General features: G+C 70.8%; 24 protein-coding genes. 12 read left to right on the top strand and 12 right to left on the bottom strand.

Features of this window, described 5'->3' with window-relative positions:
• The first annotated feature begins 113 nt into the window (after positions 1-113).
• Positions 114-791: an alpha/beta fold hydrolase gene (locus tag VA596_RS24445; RefSeq protein WP_323330393.1), complete on the top strand. Its 678-nt coding sequence runs from the start codon at positions 114-116 to the stop codon at positions 789-791.
• Here the strand turns inward: VA596_RS24445 and VA596_RS24450 are convergent.
• Both VA596_RS24450 and VA596_RS24455 read right to left on the bottom strand, forming a co-directional pair.
• Complete coding sequence (locus VA596_RS24450) at positions 788-1,651, bottom strand: ATP-grasp domain-containing protein (protein ID WP_323330395.1); 864 nt, start codon at positions 1,649-1,651, stop codon at positions 788-790. The two genes, VA596_RS24445 and VA596_RS24450, sit on opposite strands and share 4 nt — an antisense overlap.
• Positions 1,648-1,953, bottom strand: coding sequence for a hypothetical protein (locus VA596_RS24455; protein ID WP_323330397.1), 306 nt, complete (start codon positions 1,951-1,953; stop codon positions 1,648-1,650). The genes VA596_RS24450 and VA596_RS24455 overlap by 4 nt, the downstream gene beginning before the upstream one ends.
• Before the next feature lie 95 nt (positions 1,954-2,048).
• Between VA596_RS24455 and VA596_RS24460 the strand changes: the two genes are divergently transcribed.
• Positions 2,049-3,020 (top strand): quinone oxidoreductase family protein, encoded by a 972-nt coding sequence (locus tag VA596_RS24460; protein ID WP_323330399.1) that lies wholly within the window; start codon positions 2,049-2,051, stop codon positions 3,018-3,020.
• Between the two features lie 35 nt (positions 3,021-3,055).
• Here VA596_RS24460 and VA596_RS24465 read toward each other — a convergent pair whose 3' ends face one another.
• Genes VA596_RS24465 through VA596_RS24480 form a run of 4 tightly spaced genes read right to left on the bottom strand, consistent with a single transcriptional unit; the run spans position 3,056 to position 6,776 of the window.
• Entirely contained in the window at positions 3,056-3,586 is a 531-nt protein-coding gene (locus VA596_RS24465) for a hypothetical protein (protein ID WP_323330402.1), read from the bottom strand.
• A complete protein-coding gene (locus VA596_RS24470; RefSeq protein ID WP_323330403.1) occupies positions 3,586-3,909 on the bottom strand; it encodes a hypothetical protein in 324 nt (107 codons plus the stop codon). The genes VA596_RS24465 and VA596_RS24470 overlap by 1 nt, the downstream gene beginning before the upstream one ends.
• A 43-nt stretch (positions 3,910-3,952) precedes the next feature.
• Positions 3,953-4,513 carry an FKBP-type peptidyl-prolyl cis-trans isomerase gene (locus tag VA596_RS24475; RefSeq protein ID WP_323330405.1) on the bottom strand — a complete coding sequence of 187 codons (561 nt, stop codon included), beginning with the start codon at positions 4,511-4,513 and terminating at the stop codon, positions 3,953-3,955.
• 10 nt (positions 4,514-4,523) lie between these two features.
• Positions 4,524-6,776, bottom strand: coding sequence for a HelD family protein (locus VA596_RS24480; RefSeq protein ID WP_323330407.1), 2,253 nt, complete (start codon positions 6,774-6,776; stop codon positions 4,524-4,526).
• 292 nt (positions 6,777-7,068) lie between these two features.
• On the opposite strand from VA596_RS24480, the gene VA596_RS24485 reads away from it, so the two are divergent.
• Positions 7,069-7,212 carry a hypothetical protein gene (locus VA596_RS24485; RefSeq protein ID WP_323330409.1) on the top strand — a complete coding sequence of 48 codons (144 nt, stop codon included), beginning with the start codon at positions 7,069-7,071 and terminating at the stop codon, positions 7,210-7,212.
• A 53-nt stretch (positions 7,213-7,265) separates the two neighbouring features.
• Here VA596_RS24485 and VA596_RS24490 read toward each other — a convergent pair whose 3' ends face one another.
• The 4 genes from VA596_RS24490 to VA596_RS24505 are packed head-to-tail and all read right to left on the bottom strand — an operon-like array spanning position 7,266 to position 9,478.
• Positions 7,266-7,391, bottom strand: a complete 126-nt coding sequence (locus VA596_RS24490; RefSeq protein WP_323330410.1) for a hypothetical protein — start codon at positions 7,389-7,391, stop codon at positions 7,266-7,268.
• Between the two features lie 16 nt (positions 7,392-7,407).
• Positions 7,408-7,995 carry a hypothetical protein gene (locus tag VA596_RS24495; protein ID WP_323330411.1) on the bottom strand — a complete coding sequence of 196 codons (588 nt, stop codon included), beginning with the start codon at positions 7,993-7,995 and terminating at the stop codon, positions 7,408-7,410.
• A gap of 8 nt (positions 7,996-8,003) precedes the next feature.
• Complete coding sequence (locus VA596_RS24500) at positions 8,004-8,456, bottom strand: hypothetical protein (protein WP_323330413.1); 453 nt, start codon at positions 8,454-8,456, stop codon at positions 8,004-8,006.
• A gap of 41 nt (positions 8,457-8,497) precedes the next feature.
• Positions 8,498-9,478 carry a heme o synthase gene (locus tag VA596_RS24505; protein ID WP_323330415.1) on the bottom strand — a complete coding sequence of 327 codons (981 nt, stop codon included), beginning with the start codon at positions 9,476-9,478 and terminating at the stop codon, positions 8,498-8,500.
• Between the two features lie 294 nt (positions 9,479-9,772).
• Here VA596_RS24505 and tkt point away from each other — a divergent pair, with 294 nt between their 5' ends.
• From tkt to pgl, 6 genes are read left to right on the top strand one after another with little or no spacing between them, the layout of a single operon-like run.
• The gene (gene tkt, locus VA596_RS24510) at positions 9,773-11,872 is read left to right on the top strand and encodes a transketolase (protein WP_323330417.1); all 2,100 of its coding nucleotides are present in this window, start codon (positions 9,773-9,775) and stop codon (positions 11,870-11,872) included.
• A gap of 11 nt (positions 11,873-11,883) precedes the next feature.
• Positions 11,884-12,996 (top strand): transaldolase, encoded by a 1,113-nt coding sequence (gene tal / locus VA596_RS24515; protein WP_323330419.1) that lies wholly within the window; start codon positions 11,884-11,886, stop codon positions 12,994-12,996.
• 8 nt (positions 12,997-13,004) lie between these two features.
• Positions 13,005-14,627, top strand: a complete 1,623-nt coding sequence (locus VA596_RS24520; protein ID WP_323330420.1) for a glucose-6-phosphate isomerase — start codon at positions 13,005-13,007, stop codon at positions 14,625-14,627.
• Complete coding sequence (gene zwf, locus VA596_RS24525; protein WP_323330422.1) at positions 14,624-16,147, top strand: glucose-6-phosphate dehydrogenase; 1,524 nt, start codon at positions 14,624-14,626, stop codon at positions 16,145-16,147. The genes VA596_RS24520 and zwf overlap by 4 nt, the downstream gene beginning before the upstream one ends.
• The gene (gene opcA, locus VA596_RS24530) at positions 16,144-17,211 is read left to right on the top strand and encodes a glucose-6-phosphate dehydrogenase assembly protein OpcA (protein ID WP_323330424.1); all 1,068 of its coding nucleotides are present in this window, start codon (positions 16,144-16,146) and stop codon (positions 17,209-17,211) included. The genes zwf and opcA overlap by 4 nt, the downstream gene beginning before the upstream one ends.
• Positions 17,208-17,987, top strand: coding sequence for a 6-phosphogluconolactonase (gene pgl / locus VA596_RS24535; RefSeq protein WP_323330426.1), 780 nt, complete (start codon positions 17,208-17,210; stop codon positions 17,985-17,987). The genes opcA and pgl overlap by 4 nt, the downstream gene beginning before the upstream one ends.
• 58 nt (positions 17,988-18,045) lie before the next feature.
• Here the strand turns inward: pgl and VA596_RS24540 are convergent, their stop codons facing one another.
• The gene (locus VA596_RS24540) at positions 18,046-18,414 is read right to left on the bottom strand and encodes a VOC family protein (RefSeq protein ID WP_323330428.1); all 369 of its coding nucleotides are present in this window, start codon (positions 18,412-18,414) and stop codon (positions 18,046-18,048) included.
• A gap of 61 nt (positions 18,415-18,475) precedes the next feature.
• On the opposite strand from VA596_RS24540, the gene VA596_RS24545 reads away from it, so the two are divergent.
• Positions 18,476-18,925, top strand: coding sequence for a MarR family winged helix-turn-helix transcriptional regulator (locus VA596_RS24545; protein ID WP_323330430.1), 450 nt, complete (start codon positions 18,476-18,478; stop codon positions 18,923-18,925).
• An 828-nt stretch (positions 18,926-19,753) separates the two neighbouring features.
• Here VA596_RS24545 and VA596_RS24550 read toward each other — a convergent pair.
• A complete protein-coding gene (locus VA596_RS24550) occupies positions 19,754-20,314 on the bottom strand; it encodes a TetR/AcrR family transcriptional regulator (protein ID WP_323330433.1) in 561 nt (186 codons plus the stop codon).
• Positions 20,315-20,439: 125 nt separating this feature from the next.
• On the opposite strand from VA596_RS24550, the gene VA596_RS24555 reads away from it, so the two are divergent.
• Positions 20,440-21,591 carry an FAD-dependent oxidoreductase gene (locus VA596_RS24555; protein WP_323330435.1) on the top strand — a complete coding sequence of 384 codons (1,152 nt, stop codon included), beginning with the start codon at positions 20,440-20,442 and terminating at the stop codon, positions 21,589-21,591.
• 290 nt (positions 21,592-21,881) lie between these two features.
• On the top strand, positions 21,882-23,081 hold the full coding sequence (locus tag VA596_RS24560) for a sensor histidine kinase (protein ID WP_323330436.1): 1,200 nt from the start codon (positions 21,882-21,884) through the stop codon (positions 23,079-23,081).
• The last annotated feature ends 901 nt before the right edge of the window (positions 23,082-23,982 follow it).

Genomic DNA, 23,982 nt, shown 5'->3' on the forward strand with positions numbered 1-23,982 from the left:
CGATGATCTCCATGAAGGCAGGCCTTCCGTCCAGTGGAAACGTGGCTGGTTCTTCGGCCTGGCTTCCGCTGGGCTGTTCGCGCCTGACCCCGCGCGAACCCTGTGGAGACCCGATGACGCGTCCGACCTTGCTGCTCGTTCACGGGGCCTGGCACGGCTCCTGGTGCTGGGAGCCCGTTCAGACACTGCTCGTCGCCCACGGTTGGCGGGTCGAGACCGTCGACCTGCCCAGCGTCGCCCCGGACGAGGACCGGCCCGGGCTGCACGATGACGCCCGTGCGGTCCGCGCTGCCCTCGACGCGATCGACGGGCCGGTCGTCGTGGTCGCGCACTCCTACGGCGGGGCGCCCGTCAGCGAGGGGGCCGCCGGGGCCCCGAACGTCGTGCACCTCGTTTACGTCACCGCTTTCCAGCTCGACGAAGGCGAGTCGCTGCTCGGCGTCGTCGGCGGGCAGCCGCCGTCCTGGTGGAAGGTCGATGGTGATCTCTTCACGCCGCTGACGCCGCACGAGATTTTCTTCGCCGACGTCGATCCGGATGTTGCCGCAAAGGCGATCGCCCGGTTGCGGCCGCAGAGTTACGCGGTCGCGAGCGACCAGCTCACCGCGGCCGCGTGGAAGACCGTGCCCAGCACCTACGTCGTGTGCGAGGACGACAACGCCATCCCCGTGTTCGCCCAAGAAGCCATGGCGGGGCGGGCCGGGCACGTCGAACGGCTGCCGTCGTCCCACTCGCCGTTCCTGTCGCACCCGGCCGAGCTGACCGCGATCGTCGAGGCCGCCGCCGGTTAGGCCAGCTGCTGGCGCACCGCCGAGGCGAAGCGCATCGCCGCGGCCGGGTCCGTCTGGCGGAAGCCCAGTGACGGCTCCGTCAGCTCCAGCTCCAGCAGCAGCGGCTTGCCGTCCGCGCCGCGGACCAGGTCCACCCGGGCGTACAGCAGCTCCGCGCGGAGGATGCCCAGCAGCGCCGAGGCCGCGTCCAGGACGTCCTCGGCGACGGCAATCGCGTCGGCCGGCGGCTCGGCCTTGGCCAGCTGCTCGGTCAGGTACAACCCGGAGTCGTCCATTGTGGACCCGAGCATCGCACTCTTGGCGAAGGCGTGGGAGTAGATGCCACCGAAGTACGACAGGGCCAGCTCGCCCTCGGTGTCCACACTGGACTGGTACGGCTGGATCAGCGCCGTGTGGCCGTCTTCGTGCAGGGCGGCCACGTGAGCGGAAGCGTCCGCGCCGGCGTCGAACCGGGCCGCGCCGCGGGAACCCGCGCCGACCGACGGCTTGACCACGTACGCCGACTTCGGGAACTTCGCCGGTTCACCCGGCTCGACGAGCGTGGTCGGGACCACCGGCACGCCCGCGTCCAGCAGCTCCGCCAGGTACGACTTGTCGGTGTTCCAGCGCACCACGGCCGCCGGGTTGTACAGCGCGGGCACGGACTCGCACCAGTCGAGGAACTCGCCGCGGCGGGCCGGGTAGTCCCAGGTGGCGCGCAGGATCACGGCGTCGGCCGCGCCGAAGTCGACGCGGGAGTCGTCCCAGGCCGCCCACGAGACGCCGAAGCCCAGCTCGGTCAGCGCCGCCGGGACGGCGTGCTCGTCGCCGTCGCCCTCGGGCAGTTCGGCGCAGCCGACGAGGATCGCGGTGCGGCTCACCGGCCGGCCATCTTGCGGCGGTGCGCGGCACCGATCTTGGTGGCCTTCACCGTCTCCGCGTCCCACGAAGCGGTTTCGAGGTCCTCGACGGCCTCGACCAGCGCCTCGCCGGTCGCGACGGCCGGCACGACGACGTCGCCGAGCGCGCCGTCGGCCCCGACCAGCACGACCCGGGCACCGGCGCGGCCGATGTTCTCCACCACCGCGCGGGACGGCTTGCCGTGCGCCTTCACGAACTTGCGCGCCGCGGTCAGCTGGGCCGACGTGGGCGCAACCGTTTCTTCCGAATCCGAATCAGCCACGTCCCGAACCATAACCAACCGGCGGCCGGGACGCGGAACAGCGTGGCGTCGGCCATAGTTGTGCCTGGAACAAGCCCTGATTCCGAGGAGGACGCATGCCCACCGCAGTGCAGGTGACGAAGACCGGCGGCCCGGAAGTGCTCGAACCGGCCGAAGTGGACGTCGCGGCCCCCGGCGCCGGCGAGCTGCTGGTCGACGTCGCCGCGGCCGGCGTGAACTACATCGACACCTACCAGCGCCAGGGCATCTACCCGATGGAGCTGCCGTTCGTGCCGGGCCTGGAGGGCGCGGGCACGGTCGCCGAGGTCGGCCCGGACGTCGACGGGTTCGCGGTCGGCGACCGCGTGGCCTGGCAGGGCTCGCTGGGCAGCTACGCCGCCCGCAAGCTGCTCCCGGCGTCGGTGGCGGTGAAGGTGCCCGAGGGCGTCTCCCTCGAGACGGCCGCGGCGACCATGCTGCAGGGCGTCACGGCGCACTACCTGGTCGCGTCGACGTTCGAGGTCAAGCCGGGTCACGACGTGCTGGTGCACGCGGCCGCCGGCGGCGTCGGCCTGCTGCTGGTCCAGCTGGCGAAGGCCCGCGGCGCCCGGGTCTTCGGCACGGTGTCGACCGACGAGAAGGCCGAGCTGGCACGCGGGGCGGGCGCCGACGAGGTGATCCGCTACGACCGCGAAGACTTCGCGAAGCGAGTCCGCGACCTCACCGACGGCGAAGGCGTGGACGTCGTCTACGACGGTGTCGGCAAGGACACGTTCGACGCCAGCCTGGCGAGCCTCAAGGTCCGCGGCCTGCTCGCGCTGTTCGGCGCGGCCAGCGGCCCAGTGCCGCCGGTCGACCCCCAGCGCCTCAACTCGGGCGGCTCGCTGTACCTGACCCGCCCGACGTCGGTGCACTACGTCCGCACGCGCGAGGAGCTGGACTGGCGCGCGAAGGAACTGTTCGACGCGGTCCTGGCGGGCGACCTGACCGTCCGCATCGGCGGCACCTACCCGCTCGCCGACGCCCGGCGCGCCCACGAAGACCTTCAGGGCCGCCGGACGACCGGCAAGGTGCTGCTCATTCCTTGACGGGTGGGGCCGGGGCAGGATGCGCCCCGGCCTGCTCACCGGTCGTAGGCAATGTCCAGCGTCGACGAGTAGCCGCCCGGCTCGGCGGCGGCGAACGACGCCGGGCCGCACGGACCGCAGAACATCGAGTAGTGGAACACGAACTTCAGGTTCGCGGTCCCTGGCCCCTGGACGCGGAAAGTGCAGTTCCCGAAGAGATCGTACTTCTTGTTGTTCGACTGGTTCCCCTGCACCGTCGAGTGCCAGAAGTAGTCGACCGGCACGGCCGGGTGGTTGTCGTGGTAGTTCAGCTGCATGTGGCCCGCCGAGCAATCCATCGGGCTGGTGGCGATCGCCTGAACCGCGGGCGAGATCCGGAACGACCAGGCCATCGGGACCGCGTGCCCCGGATTGGTCTGCGCTTGACCGGTGAACCTGCCGTTGCGGTCCGTCTGGTCGAACGTGGTGCCGGTCTGCGTGAACGTGAAGTAGTGGTCCGCGGCCGCCACTCCGACGGTCCCGCTGGTGAAAGCCAGCAAGGCCGCGCCGACGGTGAGCACCTCACGGATGCAGCGAATCTTCGTCATCACGGGTTCCCCTTCGTGGATTTGACCCAGAGCGCCCTCAGATGGAATTCATCTTGTTCGGCTCGCTCGACCGTGAGCTCCACTTCGTCACCTTCGTAGAGGTGACGGAAACCGCCGACGAGCACTCCCCAGCTCTTGGGGTCCACTGTCGAATAGTGCACCCAGATGGGATCGTCGAAAGCGGGCGACTCGACCACGCCCCAGCCGTCGTCCTTGTGCCACAGGCGAACCCGGCCACGGTGGACCTGCCCGTCCGAATACCCCAATTCGGACTCACCCCCTCTTTCGCCAAGATAGGTGGCGCGAGAACCGAAGGTCAACATCCGAAGGCGGCTGTACCTCGAACGGGCAGGGCGTACCACTCGGTCAGGCGGCTGGGACCGCCACGGCGTCGGTGACGAACACCAGCGTCTCGTTCGGTTTGATCCCACGGCCACCCTGGCCGTACGCGAGGTCGGGCGGGATGATCATCATCCGCCTGCCTCCCTGCTTGACGCCGACCAAACCCTGGTCCCAGCCCGGGATGACCTCACCGGCACCGAGATTCAGGTCGAACGGCTTGCTGTCGAACGAGCTGTCGAGGACCTTCTTGTCCGACCACGTGACGACGGTGTAGTTCATCTTCAGCGCCTGGCCGGCCTTCGCGCCGTTGCCGGTGCCCTCGGACAGGTCCTTCGTGATCAGCTTCTTCGGCGGGTCGCAGTCGTCGGGGATGGTGATCGTCGGCGCCTCGCCGAACTTGCCCGTCGTCTTGACGTCGTCGGCCGTGCACTCGCGGCCCTTGCTCTGGGTCGCCGGCGCGGCGTTCGACGACGGAACCGGCGGGCCCGCCGGCGCGGCCGTCTGCTGGGGCTGGGCCTTCTGGCCGCACGCGGCCAGGGACAGCGCCGCCGCGACGGCGACCACGATCTTCCCGATTTTCTGCATGCCGGGCAGACTAGCCAAGCACGGAGAGTGCCGGCACGTCGTCACCGGTCCGGACCACGCCGAGCCGCCGGGTCGCCCGGGTCAGGGCCACGTACAGGTCGTTGAGCCCGCGCGGCGAGCCCGCGACGACCTCGTCCGGCGCGACCAGCACCACCGCGTCGAACTCCAGGCCCTTGGACCGCTCGACCGTCAGCACGCTCAGCCGTTCGCCGAAAGCGCCCAGCACGGCCGAAACCTCGTCGAACCGGGCCGCGGGCACCAGGACCGCGACCGTGCCACCGTCCACAGCGGACAGTTCGGCGGTCACCAGATCGGGCAGCTCCGACGCCAGGTCCGCCGACCGCACCGACCACGGCGGGACACCGGTCTCCCGCACCGACGACGGCGCGGTCAGGCCCGCGTCGACCTCGGCCAGCACCCGCGCCGCGACCGCCATGATCTCGGCGGGCGTGCGGTAGTTGACGGTCAGCTGCTCGAGCCGCCACCGGTCCTCGACGTACGGCGAGAGCACCTCGCCCCACGACCGCGCGCCACCCGCGGCGCCGGTCTGCGCGACGTCCCCGACGAGCGTCATCGACCGGTTCGGCGAGCGCCGCATGAGCAGCCGCCAGTCCATCGCGGACAGTTCCTGGGCCTCGTCGACGATCACGTGCCCGAACGTCCAGGTCCGGTCCGCCGCGGCACGCTGGGCCGCGGTCAGCTCGCTGCGCTCCTGCTGGCGCTCGGCGAACAGCTCGGCGTCCAGGACGTCCGAGACGCGCAGCAGCTCTTCGTCGATGATCTCCTCGTCCTGCTCGAGGATGTCGAGCACACCCTCGGCGTACGCGCGGTCCTCGCGCTCACGGCGTTTCCGCTCGACGCGGGCCTCGGTGTCGTCGACGCCGATCAGCTCGGCCAGCTCGTCGAGCAGCGGCACGTCGGACGGCGTCCACTTCGCGTCACGGCTGCTCTCCAGCAGCGCGCGCTCCGCCTCGGACAGGTGCTTCCGGGCGGCGCTGCCGAGGCGTTCGCGGTCGGCGAACAGGTCGTCGAGCACGCCTTCCGGGGTCAGCACCGGCCACAGCTCGTCCAGCGCGGCGGCGATGTGCTCGTCGGCGGCCAGCTCGGCGCGGATGTCCTGGACGTCCTGGCTGTCGAGGAGGTCCTCCCCCAGCTTGCGCGAGGCCTGGCGGGTCAGGGCGTCGAGGACGTCGGAGACGAACAGGCGCCGCGCCGGGTTGTGCGGGCGCCGCGAGCGGCGGGCGCGGGTCCGGGCGTCGGTGCAGGTCTTGCGGTCGAGCTTGAGGACGTCGTGCTCGTACTCGACCTCCAGCACCGGGTCGGGGACGCGCTGGCGGTCGCGGACGGCGTTGGCCAGCACGTCGGCCATGACCAGCCGGCCTTTGATCTCCGCGGTCTCGCGCCGCTCGACGCCGTCGGCGTCCAGGCCCGGGTAGAGCTGCCCGACGGTGGCGAGCAGCACGCCGGTCTCCCCCAGCGACGGCAGGACCTGGCCGATGTAGCGCAGGAACGTGCTGTTCGGCCCGACGACGAGCACGCCGCGGGTCGTGAGCTGCTGGCGGTGGGTGTAGAGCAGGTAGGCGGCGCGGTGCAGTGCGACGGCGGTCTTGCCGGTGCCCGGCCCGCCCTGCACGACCATGACCCCGCCGAGCGGCGCGCGGATGATCCGGTCCTGCTCGGCCTGGATGGTCGCGACGATGTCGCTCATCTCACCCGTGCGGCGCTGCTCGAGGGCGGCGAGCAGCGCCGCTTCCCCGGCGAGGCCGAGGTCCTGCCCCTGGTCGGCGGCGGCGAGGTCGAGGATCTCGTCGTCGAAGCCGGTGACCTTGCGGGTCAGCGACCGCAGGTGCCGCCGCCGTCTCACCCCTTCGGGGGACGCGGCGGTGGCGAGGTAGAAGGGCCGCGCGACGGGCGCGCGCCAGTCGACCAGCAGCGGCTGGTAGTCGTCGTCCTCGTCGAACAGCCCGAGGCGGCCGATGTAGGTGGTCTCCTCGGTGCTGCCGGGCACGAAGTCGAGCCGCCCGAAGGCGAGGCCCTGCTCGACGGAGCCGAGCTGCGCGAGCCGGTCGGTGTAGAGGGTGGTCGCGACGTCGCGTTCGGTGCGGGCCTGCGGGGTGCCGCCGGTCAGCCGCAGCGTCTCGTCGAGGCGCCGCTGGGCGTCGACGCGTTCGGCGTCGAGCTTGGTGTAGAGGGTGGTGACGTACGCCTGCTCACGAGCGAGCTCGGCGGCGTGTGTTTCGTCCGGCGAGACGGACAAGAGCATCCTGCTTTCGCCTCAAGGAAAAGGGCCAGCCAAGTTTAACGGCGACCGGGGCGCGATCATTCCGGAGCGAGGTCAGGTGCCGACTGGAGCGCCCGTACGGGACGACCCAGGTCTCCCGTTCTCCGGTTGGAACACAACGGGCTCGCCGGGTGCTGCCAGTCGCCACCGAGGTCGCGGTCCTGCGTGTCGAGGAAGACGATCAGGTCCAGCGGCGCGCGGCAGCCAGGCGTTCGGCCCCACACCCGTCTCGGCGGCGGCCACCCGGACCTTCCCCGCATCGGTGCCTTTCCCGGTGCCCGATCAGCTGGCCGGGCAGCAGCGGGAGCTCAAGGGCGTCGGCTCCGGGAAGCTCGTGATACGCGGCGTCGAACAGCCGAAACCGCACCGGGATCCGGCGGGCGACCTCGGTGCCGGTGTTCTCCACGACGGTCCCTGAGACTTCCCGGCCGTGATCCCGCGCGAGCACACCGGCGTCCGCGCCGGGCGGGATCAAATGTCACAGCTGTCGTCCGAGGCGGATCCGCCGGTCCAGGGCAGCTTGCCACCCGCCGAGACGACGATGGCGGCGAGGACGACGACAACGCCGAGTATGGCCAGGAGCCCTTTCTTGTTCATCCGCAGAACCGTTTCCTCAGAGGTCGCAGTACGGGTAGACCTCGGTGCCCGCCCCGAGCGAAGCCGGTAGCTCATGATCCCCCGGCACGCAGGACACGCTCGCCGCCGGCAGCTGGTCCGCGCCCACGATCCGGCCGCCCGCGTCACGGCGAAGCGCCGCCCCTCCGCGGCTGGTCAGCGCGCGGCAGTTCGACGAGTGAAACCTGACCCCGCCTGGGACCACCGTGGCCGTCACCGGGGTGAAGCCGCCCAGGGACTCCGGGGTCAGCCAGGTGACCTGGCCCAGCACGCCACCCGTGGCCACGCCGATCCGGGCGCCCGAGGTGAGCAACGGCACCACCGAGGGCCCGACCGGGATCCGGTAGGCGACCTGCGTGCTCGTGTTCTCCAGCACCGCGCCGGACGGCGAAACCTCGGCCACCCGGATCCCGCCGCCGCCCGGGGCCGCGTCGGCGGGGCCGGGGACCGCGGTGATCCGGGACGGGATCGCGCAGCCCGTGCCGAGGAGCGTGTTCTCGTCCAGGGACACCTTGCCGCCGCCGAGGTAGAGGAGGGCGGCGAACAGAAGGGCGACGACCGCCGCGAGCACGACCTTCTTGACCATCCGGCGCCTCAGGGCGTTCCGCTGCTCGGGTTGACGAGCTTGTAGACGTCACCGGCCCGGCCGTAGTACGACCCCGCGACCACGTAGACGAGGGTCCGCGAGCCGGGCTGCCAGTACGTGCGCATCTCGGCCGGGTCCACCGGGTACGGCACCTCGGCCAGGGCCACGTCCCGCGCCTCGAGCAGCGCGGCGACGTCGGCGAACGGGACCGGAACGGGGACGATGCCGTAGCGCTCGCGCAGGACCGGGCTGATCAGCTCGGGGTCGCCGACGCGGAGGCGGTGCGCCTGGACCGAGAAGTGCGTGCCCTCCCACGGCTGGCCGGGGCCGGAGCGCTGCCAGAAGAACTCGGCCAGGCCGTGGTCACGGCCGAGCGAGTGGTCCGACGGGTTGTCGCCGTAGTCGTCACCGAGCAGCTCCGCCACCCGCTCGGGCGACCAGGTGCGGTCCGCACCGAGCACGGTGCCGGACTCGACGACGTCCGCGAAGAACTCCGCGGTGCTCAGAAGGGCAGGCCCAGCGTGGGCAGGCCGATCGCCGAGTCGACCGCCAGCGCCACGAACACGATCATCAGGTACGTGTTCGAGCGGTGGAACAGCGCCATCGGCTTGGTCTCCTCGCCGCGGCGGACCGCGGCCTGGAGGCTGTGCGCGTAGAAGAGGAACCAGCCGCCCGCGAGGATGGCGAACGTGCCGTACAGCCACGACGTCACCGGGAGCAGCAGCAGCGTCCAGGCCACCATCACCCACGAGTAGATGACGATCTGCTTGGCGACGTGCTGGGCGGTGGCCACGACCGGGAGCATCGGGACGCCCGCGCGCTCGTAGTCGTCGCGGTACTTCATGCCCAGCGCCCAGGTGTGCGGCGGCGTCCAGAAGAAGATGACGCCGAACATCACGAACGCCGGCCACTGGACCGTGCCGGTGACGGCCGCCCAGCCGATGACCACCGGCATGCAGCCGGCCGCGCCGCCCCAGACGACGTTCTGCGACGTGCGCCGCTTCAGGCCGAGCGTGTAGACGAAGATGTAGAAGAGGATCGTGGCCACGGCCAGCACAGCCGACAGCAGGTTGACCGTGAAGTAGAGCACCACGGCCGAGGCGACGCCCATCACCAGGCCGAAGATCAGCGCGCCGCGCCGCGGCACCGAGTCCTTCACCAGTGGACGCCGCTTCGTGCGGTTCATCACCTTGTCGATGTCCGCGTCGATCACGCAGTTGAGCGCGTTCGCGCTGCCCGCGGCCATCGTCCCGCCCAGCAGCGTGGCCAGAACGAGCCACGGCGAGGGGATCTGACGGCCGGCGAGGAACATCGCCGGGATGGTGGTCACCAGGAGGAGCTCGATCACCCGCGGCTTCGCCAAGGCGGCGTAGGCGCCGACGACCTGGCGGATGCTTCGCCGGTCACCGTGCGGTCGTTCACCGGTCGGGTGCACGGCGCTGGTGTCCTCACTGCGTCCGTGCGCAGCGTTCACCAACGACATTTCACTCCCTGCGTCAGGTTCGGGGCGGGCCCGATGCCGGAGGCGTGTGGTGCCGCTGAAAACCGCCGGTCTGAACCCTCGAACGATGTTAGACGTGGTGAATCCCGTGGGTGATCGCGGGTCCTCGACCGGCTCAAGCACTAGGCTGGCCGGGTCGGGCCGCGATTGCCCCGGCGCACGGCCGCGAGCAGGAATATCGTCCCTTCGGGATCGATTGAGATAGATGTCCGTGCGCACGGGTAACCGGAACGAGGAAGACCAGCCGCAACCATCATGACCGGGAGTTGGAGTTCAGTGTCCGATACCGCCCCTACCAGCGAGAACAACCCACTCCTCCGGCGTAACGTCCCCGCCGACTGGACCGACACCGACACCCGCGCCGTGGACACCGTCCGGGTGCTCGCCGCGGACGCGGTCGAGAACTGTGGCAGCGGCCACCCCGGCACCGCGATGAGCCTCGCGCCGCTGGCCTACACGCTGTTCCAGCGCACGCTGCGTCACGACCCGAACGACCAGCACTGGCCGGGCCGCGACCGGTTCGTGCTGTCGGCCGGGCACAGCAGCCTGACCCTCTACATCCAGCTGTTCCTCGCCGGCTACGGCCTCGAGCTCGAGGACCTCAAGCAGCTGCGCAAGTGGGGCTCCAAGACCCCGGGTCACCCCGAGTACCGCCACACCGACGGCGTCGAGACCACCACCGGCCCGCTGGGGCAGGGCCTCGCGAACGCCGTGGGCATGGCGATGGCCGCCCGCCGCGAGCGCGGCCTGCTGGACCCGGACGCCGCTCCGGGCCAGAGCATCTTCGACCACTTCATCTACGCCATCGCCTCCGACGGCGACATCGAAGAGGGCGTCACCGCCGAGGCGTCGTCCATCGCGGGCCGCCAGGAGCTGGGCAACCTGATCGTCTTCTGGGACGACAACAAGATCTCCATCGAGGACGACACGAACATCGCCCTTTCGGAGGACACGGTCGCGCGGTACGAGGCCTACGGCTGGCACACCCAGTTCGTCGAAGGCGGCGAAGACGTCGTAGCGCTCGAAGAGGCCATCAAGAACGCGAAGGCCGAAACCGGCCGCCCGTCGTTCATCGCGGTGCGGACCGTCATCGGGTACCCGGCGCCGAAGAAGATGGGCACCGGCAAGGCGCACGGCGCCGCGCTGGGCGCCGAAGAGGTCGCCGCGGTCAAGACCGCGCTGGGCTTCGACCCGGAGCAGTCGTTCGTCGTCGAGGACGACGTGATCAAGCACACCCGCCAGGCGCTCGAGCGCGGCAAGACCGCGCACGCCGAATGGCAGGAGAAGTACGAGGCGTGGGGCCGGGCCAACCCGGAGCGCAAGAAGATCGGCGACCGGATGGCCACCCGCACGCTGCCGGAGGGCTTCGCCGACAACCTGCCGAAGTGGGAGCCGGACGCCAAGGGCGTCGCCACCCGCAAGGCCTCGGGCGAGGTGCTCAACGCGCTCGCCGAGCCGCTGCCGGAGCTGTGGGGCGGGTCGGCGGACCTCGCCGAGAGCAACAACACCACGATGAAGGGCGCCGACTCGTTCGGCCCCGAGAAGGCTTCCACGGACATGTGGAAGACCAGCCCGTACGGCCGGACGCTGCACTTCGGCATCCGCGAGCACGCCATGGGCTCGATCCTCAACGGGATCGCGCTGCACGGCGGCACCCGCCCGTACGGCGCGACGTTCCTCATCTTCTCCGACTACATGCGCCCGCCGGTCCGGCTGGCCGCGCTGATGAAGGCGCCGGTCACCTACGTGTGGACGCACGACTCGATCGGCCTCGGCGAGGACGGGCCGACGCACCAGCCGATCGAGCAGCTTTCCGCGCTGCGCGCGATCCCGGGCCTCAACGTCGTCCGCCCGGCGGACGCCAACGAGACCGCCTACGCGTGGAAGGCCGTGCTGGAGGACATCCACCACCCGTCCGGCCTGGCGCTCACCCGCCAGAACGTGCCGGTGCTCGAGGGCACCAGCGCCGAGGGCGTCGCCAAGGGCGGGTACGTCCTGGCCGACTCCGACGGCACCCCGGACGTCGTGCTGATCGGCACCGGCTCGGAGGTCCAGCTCGCCGTCGAGGCGAAGAAGGTCCTCGAAGCCGACGGCGTCAAGGCGCGCGTCGTCTCGATGCCGTGCGTCGAGTGGTTCGACGCGCAGGACGCGGCCTACCGCGAATCCGTCATCCCGGCCGGTGTGAAGGCCCGCGTGTCCGTCGAGGCGGGCATCGCCCAGTCGTGGCACCGCTTCACCGGTGACGCCGGGGTGAACGTTTCGATCGAGCACTTCGGCGCCTCCGCCGATGCCGCCACACTGTTCCGTGAGTTCGGTTTCACCACGGAGGCAGTCGTCGACGCGGCCCGCCGCTCGATCGCCAACACCAAGAACTGAAGGGGACATTGATGAGCAACGACAAGCTCGCGCAGCTGTCCGAGGCCGGTGTATCGATCTGGCTGGACGACCTCTCGCGCGAACGCCTGAACACCGGCAACCTCGCCGCGCTGGTCCGCGACAAGCACGTCGTCGGCGTGACGACCAACCCGACGATCTTCGCCAACGCGATGTCGAAGGGTGACGCCTACGACGAGCGGACGAAGGAGCTCGCGGCCCAGGGCGCCGACGTCGAGGCGACGATCCGCGACCTGACGACGACCGACGTGCGCAACGCCGCCGACCTGTTCCGCGACGTCTACGCCGCGACGAACGGCGTCGACGGCCGCGTCTCCATCGAGGTCGACCCGCGCCTGGCCAAGGACACCGACAAGACGGTGGCCGAGGCCAAGGACCTGTGGAAGACCGTCGACCGGCCGAACACGCTGATCAAGATCCCGGCCACCGAAGAGGGCCTGCCGGCGATCACCGCCACGCTCGCCGAGGGCATCAGCGTCAACGTCACGCTGATCTTCTCCGTCGAGCGCTACAAGAAGGTCATCGAGGCCTACTTCGCCGGCCTGGAGCAGGCGAAGGCCAACGGCCACGACCTGCGCGGCATCCACTCGGTCGCGTCGTTCTTCGTGTCCCGTGTGGACACCGAGATCGACAAGCGGCTCGACGCGATCGGCACCGACGAGGCCAAGGCGCTGCGCGGCAAGGCCGCCGTCGCCAACGCCCGGCTCGCCTACGCGGCCTTCGAGGAGCTCTTCGCCACGGACCGCTGGAAGGCCCTCGCGGCCGACGGCGCCCACGCGCAGCGCCCGCTCTGGGCCTCCACCGGCGTCAAGAACCCGGACTACTCCCCCACCCTCTACGTCGACGACCTGGTGGTGCAGGACACCGTCAACACCATGCCGGAGAAGACGATGGACGCCGTCGCCGAGCACTCCGACCTCAAGGGTGACCAGGTGACCGGCCGCGGCGCCGAGGCGCAGGAGGTCTTCGACCGGCTCGAGGCCGTCGGCATCGACATCACCGACGTGTTCCTCGTCCTGGAAAACGAGGGCGTCGAGAAGTTCGAGAAGTCCTGGACGGAACTGCTCGACACCGTCAACGGCCAGCTCGAAAAGGCGAAGGGCTGAAGCACGACATGACGACAGGGGAAAAGACCGGCGTCGAGATCGTGGACGCCGAACTGGCCGGGCGCGCCACGCCGCTGGCCGAGCGGCTGGTCGCGGACCAGGCCGCGTCGAAGCTGGCCGCCCAGGACGCCACGCTCTGGGGACCGGACGCCGAGTCCGAGGCGTCGATCCGGCTTTCGTGGACGTCGCTGCACAAGTCGTCCCGGCCGCTGATCGGCGAGATCGAGGCGCTGCGGACCGAACTGCGGTCCGAGGGCGTCGACCGCGTCGTGCTCGCCGGCATGGGCGGCTCGTCGCTGGCGCCGGAGGTCATCACCGGCACCGACGACGTCGCGCTGACCGTGCTCGACACGACCGACCCGGGCCAGGTCGCCGACGCGCTCGCCGGTGACCTCGAGCGCACGGTGATCGTCGTGTCGTCGAAGTCGGGCGGCACCGTCGAGACCGACAGCCACCGGCGGATCTTCGCGAAGGCGTTCGCCGACGCGGGAATCGACGCGGCGCGGCGGATCGTGGTCGTCACCGACCCGGGCTCGCCGTTCCAGGAACTGTCCGAAAAGGAGGGTTACCGCAAGACCTTCCTCGCCGACCCGCACGTCGGCGGCCGCTACTCGGCGCTGACCGCGTTCGGGCTCGTCCCGGCCGGCCTGGCCGGCGCGGACGTCGCCCGCCTGCTCGACCAGGCCGCCTCGGTGGCCGAGGAGCTCGGCGCGGACTCGGCGGACAACCCGGCGGTCAAGCTGGCCGCCGCGTGGGCCGCCGCGCACGAAGCGGGCGCCGAGAAGGTCGTGCTGGCCGACTCCGGCTCCGGCATCAAGGGCTTCCCCGACTGGGCGGAGCAGCTGATCGCGGAGTCGACCGGCAAGCAGGGCACCGGATTGCTGCCCGTGGCGGTCGAAGGCACCGAGGCGCCCGGCTTCGCCGACGCGAAGTCCGACGCCACCGCGGTCGCCGTCGGCGCCCCGAAGGGCGCGGCGAAGATCGCCGTCACCGGCTCGCTCGGCGCGCAGCTGCTGCTCTGGGAGTTCGCGACGGCGCTCGCCGGCCGGCTGCTCGGGATCAACCCGTTCGACCAGCCCGACGTCGAAGCGGCCAAGAAGGCGGCGCGCGCGCTGCTGGACGACCCGGAGAAGCTCAAGGGCGGCGAGACGGCGTCCAATGTGGACGGACCGGTCGAGATCTTCGGCAGCGACGGCGTCGCCACCGAAGGCAGCCTGACCGACGTGCTCCGCGCGTTCTTCGCGTCGGCGCCGGAAGCCGGCTACATCGCGGTGCAGGCCTACCTGGACCGCCTCGACGACGCGTCGACCGAGCTGCTGCGCGGCGAGATCGCCAAGCGCACCGGCCTGCAGACGACGTTCGGCTGGGGCCCTCGGTTCCTGCACTCCACCGGGCAGTACCACAAGGGCGGCCACCAGAACGGCGTCTTCCTGCAGATCAGCGGCGCCGTCGAGCACGACCTCGACGTGCCGGACCGGCCGTACACCCTGGGGCAGCTGCAGCACGCCCAGGCCCTGGGTGACGGGCAGGTGCTCGCCGAGCACGGCCGCCCGGTGCTGCGCCTGCACCTGACCGACCGCGCCGCGGGCCTCGCCGCCGTCGTCCGCGCGGTCCAGGAGGTGGGCGCATGACCTGGAGCAACCCGCTGCGCGATCCGCGGGACAAGCGGCTCCCGCGCATCGCCGGGCCGTCCAGCCTGGTGATCTTCGGGGTCACCGGCGACCTGGCCCGCAAGAAGCTGATGCCCGCCATCTACGACCTGGCCAACCGCGGGCTGCTGCCCGCGGGCTTCTCGCTCGTCGGGTTCGCCCGCCGCGACTGGGAGCACCAGGACTTCGGCGAGCTGGTGCACGACTCGGTCAAGGCGCACGCGCGCACGCCGTTCAAGGAGTCGGTCTGGAACCGGCTCGCCGAGGGCATCCGGTTCGTGCAGGGCACGTTCGACGACGACGACGCCTTCGACCGGCTCGCGCAGACGGTCCAGGACCTCGACAAGGAACGCGGCACCGGCGGCAACACCGCGTTCTACCTGTCGATCCCGCCCGGCGCGTTCCCGGTGGTGACCAAGCAGCTGGCCCGTTCCGGGCTGGCGAACGCCGACGAGAACACCTGGCGCCGCGTGGTCATCGAGAAGCCGTTCGGCCACGACCTGAAGAGCGCCGAAGAGCTCAACGCGATCGTCAACGACGTCTTCCCCGAGGAGTCGGTGTTCCGCATCGACCACTACCTCGGCAAGGAGACGGTGCAGAACATCCTGGCGCTGCGCTTCGCGAACCAGCTGTTCGAGCCGATCTGGAACGCCAACTACGTCGACCACGTGCAGATCACCATGGCCGAGGACATCGGCCTCGGCGGCCGCGCGGGGTACTACGACGGCATCGGCGCGGCCCGCGACGTCATCCAGAACCACCTGCTGCAGCTGCTCGCCTTCACCGCGATGGAGGAGCCGCTGTCGTTCGAGCCGCGGGCCCTGCGCGCGGAGAAGATCAAGGTGCTCTCGGGCACCAGCGCGATCGGGCCGCTGAGCAAGACCACCGCGCGCGGCCAGTACGCGGGCGGCTGGCAGGGCGGCACGAAGGTGCCCGGCCTGCTGCAGGAAGAGGGCTTCGCGAAGGACTCGAAGACCGAGACCTACGCCGCGGTGACCCTCGAGGTGCAGAGCCGCCGCTGGGCCGGGGTGCCGTTCTACCTGCGCACCGGCAAGCGGCTCGGCCGTCGCGTCACCGAGATCGCCGTGGTGTTCAAGCGGGCGCCGCACCTGCCGTTCGACTCGACGTCGACCGAGGAGCTGGGGCAGAACGCCCTGGTCATCCGGGTGCAGCCGGACGAGGGCATCACGCTGCGGTTCGGCTCGAAGGTGCCGGGGACCACGATGGAGGTCCGCGACGTCACCATGGACTTCGGCTACGGGCACGCGTTCACCGAGTCCTCCCCCGAGGCCTACGAGCGCCTGATCCTCGACGTCCTGCTCGGCGAGCCGTCGCTGTTCCCGGTCAACGAAGAGGTCGAGCTCTCCTGGAAGATCCTCGACCCGGTCATCGAGCACTGGGCCAAGGAAGGCTCGCCGGAGCAGTACCCGCCGGGCACCTGGGGCCCGCCGTCCGCCGACGAAATGCTGGAGCGCACCGGCCGCAAATGGAGGCGCCCGTGATCATCGACCTGCCGTCCACCACGACTTCGGCGCTCAACAAGAAGCTGGTGGAGATCCGCGAACAGGGCGGGCAAGTCGCGCTCGGCCGGGTGCTGACGCTGGTCATCGTGGCCGACGACGACAGCCACCTCGAAGCGGCGATCGAAGCGGCCAACGGCGCGAGCCGCGAGCACCCGTCGCGGGTGATCGTGGTCGCCAAGGGGGCGCGCACCGCGTCGCCGCGCATCGACGGCCAGATCCGGGTCGGCGGCGACGCCGGCGCGAGCGAGGTCATCGTGCTGCGGCTCTACGGCCCGCTGGCCGCCCAGGGCCAGAGCGCGGTCGTGCCGCTGCTGCTGCCGGACGCGCCGATCGTCACCTGGTGGCCCGGTGCCGGCCCGAAGGACCCGGACAAGGACCCGCTCGGCGAGCTGGCCCAGCGCCGGATCACCGACTCGGCCGCGGAGAAGAGCCCCGTCAAGGCGCTCACCACGCGGGCGAAGGCCTACGCGGCCGGCGACACCGACCTGGCCTGGACGCGGCTGACGCACTGGCGGGCCCAGCTCGTCTCCGCGCTGGACCTGCCGCCGTACGAGAAGATCACCTCCGCGACGGTGACCGGTGAGGCCGACTCGCCGTCGACCGAGCTGCTGGCCGCGTGGCTGGCCGAGTACCTGAAGGTGCCGGTCAAGCGGGTCAAGAGCTCGGGCGCGGCCGGGATCATCTCGGTGAACCTGGAGCGGCGTTCGGGCGCGGTGGAGCTGCACCGGCCGGACGGGCGCGTCGGCACGCTGACCCAGCCGGGCCAGCCGACCCGGCGGATCGCCCTGCAGCGGCGCAGCACGCAGGACTGCCTGGTCGAGGAGCTGCGGCGGCTCGACCCGGACGAGGTCTACGAGGCGGCGCTGCACGGCCTGGGCAAGATCACGTCCGGCACCAACGGCAAGACGGGCGCGCCGGCCAAGGCCGACGTCACGTCCCCGGCGGCCGCGGGTGCCGGTGCTTCTCCTTCGGCTCCTCCGGCTCCGGCCAAGGCTCCGGGGAAGGCCAAGGCGGGTGCCAACGGCAAGAAGAGCACTTCATGAGCAAGACCGAGGTCGTCGTCTACGCGAACCAGGACCTGCTGGCCGCCGCGGCGGCGGCCCGGCTGGTCACGCGGCTCGTGGACGTCCAGGCGGCCAAGGGTTCGGCCTCGCTCGTGCTCACCGGCGGCGGCACCGGCATCGCGGTGCTGTCGGAGCTGCGGGGATCCTCGGCCCGGGACGCGATCGACTGGTCGCGCCTGGACATCTACTGGGGTGACGAGCGGTTCGTCCCGGCCGATTCGGACGAGCGGAACGAGAAGCAGGCCCGCGAGGCCCTGCTCGACCACGTCCCGCTCGACCCGAAGCGGGTCCACGCGATCGCGGCGTCGGACGGCGAGTTCGGCGATGACGTGGACAGCGCTGCCGCGGCTTACGCCCAGGTGCTGGCCGACAACGCCGGCCCGGAGGACCACGGCGACGTGCCGTCGTTCGACATCATGCTGCTCGGCCTGGGCGGCGAAGGGCACACCGCGTCGGTGTTCCCGGAGTCCCCGGCGGTGTACGAGACCGCGCGGACGGTGGTGGCGGTGCGCGACTGCCCCAAGCCACCGCCGACGCGGGTTTCGCTGACGCTCCCGGCGATCCGCCGGGCCCAGGACGTCTGGCTGATGACCGCGGGTGAGGCGAAGGCCGACGCGGTGGCGCTGGCCCTGTCGGGAGCGGGCGAGGTCCAGCTCCCGGTGGCGGGGGCCCGCGGGCACCGCAGGACCCTGTGGCTGCTCGACCGCACGGCGGCGGGCAAGCTCACCAAGGTGTACCAGCCACCGACGGCTTGACCGTGTCCGTTCCGTGAAGGCCTCCTGCCCGCGTGGCAGGGGGCCTTCACTGTTTTCCTCACGCGCGGTCGTGGAGGGTGACGTGGTAGCCGTCGGGGTCGGCGAAGGTGAACGTCCGGCCGAAGGGGCCGTCGATGGGCGCCGAGACGATGGTGTGGCCGTCGGCGGCGAGCGCGTCGTGGATGGCCTGGACGTCGGTGGCGTGCAGCCAGATCGCCGCGCCGATGCCGGGCTGGGCGACGGAGTCGAGATCGGTGCCGGGAACGACGTCCCGGAGCGCGAACGCGATCGGCTTCGTCTCGAAGACGACGGCGTGCGGCGGCCCGGCCGGCGAGCGGACGAGGCCGAGGTACTGCTCGTAGAACGCCTGCGAAGCGCCGAGGTCGCGCGCCTGGAGGGAGATGAAGTCGGGTCCGGTGACGGGCATTGATGCTCCTTCTAGTCGTGTCAGTCTTCTGACACGCACCAACCTATGTCAGAATACTGACATGAGTCAAGACGGGGCCGGCGTCGACTTGGAGACGTCACTGGGATACCTGCTGAAAGAGGCGTCAAGCGCGCTTCGCATCGCGATGGAGGAGGTGCTGCGGCCGCTCGGGATGACCGTGACGCACTACTCGTGCCTCGAACTCCTGGCGCAACGCCCGGGCCTGTCGAACTCCGACCTGGCCCGGGGCGCGTTCGTGACCCGGCAGTCGATGAACGTGCTGCTCCAGAATTTGGAACGGGAGGGCCACGTGACGAGGCCGGCGGCGGCACCCGTCGGGAAGGTGCTTCCGACGCGTCTCACGCCCCGCGGACGGCGGAGCCTGGAGAAGGCGTCGGCGGCGGTCCGGTCTGTCGAGGTCAGGATGCTGGCCGGCCTCAGCGAAGACGAGCAGGCGGGCGCGTTGCGGGTTCTGCGGAGCATGATCCGTTCTTTGCGCGGGGGCGCATAGCGTCTGCGATGAGCCGGAACCCGGGGCCGCTCAGGTCATCCGCATCCTCGGCCGGCCGCTCTACGGGGGCCGTTCACTCCGCGCGCCCGCAGCCCAGCCTTCATCCCGAGCGCTCTCGCCCGCTCCCCCGGCTTTCGAGCGGCTGCCGTCCGGGTCCAGCCGTTCAAGCTGAACTCTCTCGCCCACTCCATGGCCGCTGATTCCATGCGCGAGCGGCATTCCGCGCAGCGCTACCCCGGTCCAACCGCCCACCTGAGCACCTTCGCCCATTCCGCGAGCGCACCAGCGGCATTCGACGCGACTGCCGCCTGGCTCACATCGGAGCGCCCACCCGCTCTCCGGCCCCGCGCACCAGCAGCACCCCGCGCAGCCGCCACCCGGACCAACCGCTCACACTCGCGCTCTCGCCCGCTCCCCGGCCATCAACCCCGTGCACAGCAGCACTCCGCGGCCGCAACTTCGGTCCAACCGTTCACACTCGCCCACTCCCCGGCCGCTGACCCCGCGCACCAGCAGCACCCCGCGCAGCCGCCACCCGGTCCAACCGCTCACATCGGAGCGCCCGCCCGTTCCCCAACCGCCAACCCCGCGCCCCAGCAGCACTCCACACAACCGCCGCCCCGGTCCGACCGTTCACACTCGCGCACTCTCGCCCGCTCCCCGGCCACCAACCCCGCACCCAGCAGCACTCCACACAACCGCCGCCCCGGTCCGACCGTTCACACTCGCGCACTCTCGCCCGCTCCCCGGCCACCAACTCCGTGCACCGGCGGCATTCGGCGGCCGCCACCCTCGGTCCCACCGTTCACCCCCAGCGCTCTCACCTATTCACTCCGTGCGCCAGCCGCGCTCCAGGCGGGCGAAGATCTCCTCTGCCGCGCGGCGGGGGTTTTCGTGGGCCGCGATCAGCTCCCGCGATGCCAGCGCGAAACGGGCCAGTGCCGCGCACGCCACGTCTTCCTCCGGGGCGCCCGACTCCTCCGCGATCGCGCGAGCCAGCGCCGTCTCGTGGCGCATCCACATCCGCCTGCTGTACTCGCGCAGGGCCGGGGTGCTTTCGATGAGCCGGAGGAACGCGTCGTCCGGGCTTTCGGCCACGTCGACCAGGATGTGCTTGCGCAGCGCGTCCACGATCGTGTGCCCCGGCGGCCGGCCGCGGACCGCGTCGACCAGCGCCGTCTCGATGTCGGCCTCCTGGTCGAACACCAGGGCCTCCTTACTCGGGAAGTGTTTGAACAGCGTCGTCACCGAGACGTCGGCCGCGTCGGCGATCTCCTTCACCCCGACCTGGTCGAAGCCGCGCGCGAGGAACAGCTCGAGCGCCGCGTCGGCCAGCGCCTGGCGGGTCTGCGCCTTCTTGCGCTCACGGCGCCCGATCGCTTCCGTCATGCCCTCAGCCTACGTGATGGTGAACTCACTTTGAAAGTGTAGTCATTGCACTTTCGTAGTGACTCTGATTTCCTGGGTTCATCGCCGCCGGAGAGACCGGCGGCCCGAACTTCCCGGGGGAAGCCATGAACACCAGCACCAGCAACACCACAAGCACCAGCTGCAACACCAGCACCACCAAGATCGCCGTCGTCGGCGCCGGGCTCGGCGGCCTCGCCTGCGCCCGCGTCCTGCAGTTGCACGGCCTCGACGTCACCGTCTTCGAGCAGGAGGCCTCGGCCGACGCCCGGCCGCAGGGCGGCACCCTCGACATGCACGGCGACACCGGCCAGGTCGCCCTCCGCACGGCCGGCCTGCACGAGACGTGGCGCGCGCTCGCCCGGCCCGAAGGCCAGCAGATGCGCGCGATCGACCCACTCAGCGCCGACGTCGTCATGGACGAGATCCCCGCCGAGGACGACGAGTTCAAGCCGGAGATCGACCGCGGCCAGCTCCGCGGCCTCCTGCTGGACTCGCTCTCCCCCGGCACCGTCCGCTGGGACCGCGCCACCCGGGACGTCACGCCGCTGCCGGACGGCACCGCCCGGCTGCGCTTCACCGACGGCGTCACGGAGGACTTCGACCTGGTCATCGGCGCGGACGGCGCGTGGTCCCGCGTCCGCCAGGCCCTGACCGGGGTCCGGCCCGAGTACAGCGGCGTCGCGTTCGTCGAGTTCGGCCTCGACGACGCCGACCGGCGTCACCCGGCCCTGGCCGCGTTCACCGACCAGGGCACGATGGTCGCGAAGACCGGCGGGAACGCGATCTTCGCCCAGCGCAACAGCAACGGCCACATCCGCGGCTACGCCGTGTTCCACGCGCCGGAGGACTGGCACGCCGGCTTCGCCTTCGCCGACACCGCCGCCGTGCGCGCGACACTGCTGGAGCGCTACGCTGGCTGGCACCCTGACCTGCTCGGGTTTCTGCGCGACAACGACGGCGAGTTCACGCACCGGCCGCTGTACGTCCTGCCGGTGCCCCACGCCTGGACGTCCACCCCCGGCGTCACGCTGCTCGGCGACGCCGCGCACCTGATGCCGCCACTCGGCGTCGGCGCGAACCTCGCCATGCTGGACGGCACCGAGCTGGCGACCGCGCTGGCGACGTCGCCGACCGTTGCCGACGCGATCCGCGTCTACGAGGCCCGCATGCTGCCGCGGTCGATCGAGACGGCGGCCGCGTGCCAGGAGGGTCTCGTCCACCTTCTGAGTGACGAGGTCCGGCCGGCCGCGGCCTGACGAGCTATGCCGGGCGGCCACGGAGAGGTAACGTGATTCCCACGATGTGGTCGTCCCGGTGCACGCTCGGCAGTGACAGATCCACTGTCAGTAGTGCGCCGTCGGCGCCATCGCCCGAACGGCGCAAGCGAATGCGAAATCCGGACGCCAATACACCGACGGCGCGTGAAACTTACCGTCTTCCCACGCAACCTCGTTAGCATCCGCACATTTGTTCTCTCCTGCGCGTCCCGATCGGGCCCTGAGCACCTCTCACCATCAAGTCCACAAGACGAATGGGGTCGCCAGCGATGAGTACAGAGGGACTCTCGATTCCAGGCATCTCGATCGCCGGCTCGGGGCCGTCGGCCGCCGAGCGGGTGCGAAGGCGTGGTCTGAGCGCGTTCGGGTCGCTCCCCCGCCCCGCTGTGGTCATGTTCGCCATCGAGGCGGCCGCGGTCATCCTGGCCGTGCTCGACGTCTGGCTGGTGATCCCCGAGAAGGCCCAGCCCTACTCGATCTACCTGTCCGGCGCGGCCTGCCTCGCCGTGGTGTTCCGCCGCAAGTTCCCGTTCCTGGCCGTGCTCGTCGCGGTCCCCGGTTTCCTGGCCGGGTGGGCGCAGCTGGCGAGCATGATCACGCTCGGCATGCTCGCCACCCGCCGTCAGCTGCACTGGCAGACCTGGGTCGGCGCCGCGCTGGTGTGGACCTGCCGGTTCGTGCAGTGGCCGCTCGAGGACTTCGTCCAGCTGAGCTGGCGCGAGCACATCCTCGACGGCATCTACGGCGTGCTCGTCGCCGGCATGCCGATCGCGATCGGCATGCTCATCGGCGCCCGCACCGAGGTCGCGAACAAGCTCGCCGAGCTGGCCACGAGCCGGGACCGCGAGCGCCGCTTCCACGCCGACGCCGTCCGCGCCGAAGAGCGCGCCCGGCTGGCCCGGGAGATGCACGACGTCGTGTCGCACCAGATCACGCTGATCGCGATGCAGGCGGGCGCGCTGCAGGCCCAGACCACCGACGAGCGGTCGCTGGAGACGGCTCAGGTCATCCGCGGCCTGAGCAAACGGACGCTGGAGGAGCTGCGGTCGCTGGTCAGCGTGCTGCGCGCCGGTTCGGAGGACGATGGTCCCCGCCCGGGCATCAACGAGCTCGACCGGCTGATCCGCACGTCCGACGTCCCGGTGCACCTGACGGTGGAGCACCTGCCGGACGCGCTGCCCAACCAGGTCTCCGCGGCGGCGTACCGGACGGTGCAGGAGTGCCTGACCAACGTCCACAAGCACGCCCCGGGCGCGACGGCGACCATCCGCATCCAGGGTGAGCACGGAGCGCTCAAGATCGAGGTCCGCAACGAGCGCGCCCGCCGCACCGGCGAAGCGCTGCCCTCGGGCGGCCACGGCCTGACGGGACTGGCCGAACGAGCGCGCCTGCTGGGCGGCAGCTTCGAGACGTCGGGCACCGAGGACGGCGGCTTCCGGGTCCGGGCGCGGTATCCGCTGAGCCTCTGAGCTGCGGAAGGGTTTGAGGCTTGGGGCGCAGCCCCCGGTTTCCAGCTTACGGGCGGGCACCGACGATTCCGGCTTCGATGACGCCGCGAGCGGCGGATTCAGGACTCCAGCGTCCTGGGTTCGCCGCTCGCGGCTTTTCGGGCTCCGGACTTGTCGGTGGCTGCCCGTAGCGTTGATTCGGGGGCTGCTCAGGCGGGTCGGCTCATCTGTCTGGATGGTCGGTTGGCAGTCGGCTCACGTACCTGGATGGCCGACTCGCGTACCTGGACGGACGCCTCGCGTGCCCGGGCAGTCGGTTGGTGTACTTGCCAGAGTCGGCTCGCCCACCTACCGGGGTTGACTCGCGCCCAGGGTTGGCTCACAGCCTGCTGAGTCGGCTCGCATACCTAGAGGATCGGCTCACATACCGGTAGGAGCCAACTCACGTACCTAGCTGAGTCGGCTCGCGCACCTGCAGGGTCGGCTTGCGCACGCAGGCTTGGCTGACTTGCCTGCCGAGTCGGGTCGCGTGTCTGGATGGTCGGCTCGCGCAGCTAGAGGGTCGGCTCACGTACCCGGAGAGCCGGCCAGCGCACCTGGAGAACCAGCTCGCGCAGCAAGGCTGGCTCACGTGCCTGCCGAGTCGGCTCGCACACCTGGAGGATCGGCTGACGTACCCGGAGAGCCCGCCCGCGCATTAAGGGCTGGCTCACGTACCTGGGGGAGTCAGCTCACGTGCCCGGAGTCGGCTCAAGTGCCCGCTGAGTCGACTCCTGTGTCTGGAGGGTCAGCGCACGTATCTCGAGGTCGGCCCGCGTGCCCAGGGAGTCGGCTCGCGTACCTGGTTGGTCGGTTCGCATCATCGCAGGGTCGGCTTGCGTGATTGCGGAGCCGAATCGTGTGATTGGGAGGTCGACACGTG

Source organism: Amycolatopsis heterodermiae (assembly GCF_034929455.1).
Lineage (GTDB): Bacteria > Actinomycetota > Actinomycetes > Mycobacteriales > Pseudonocardiaceae > Amycolatopsis > Amycolatopsis heterodermiae.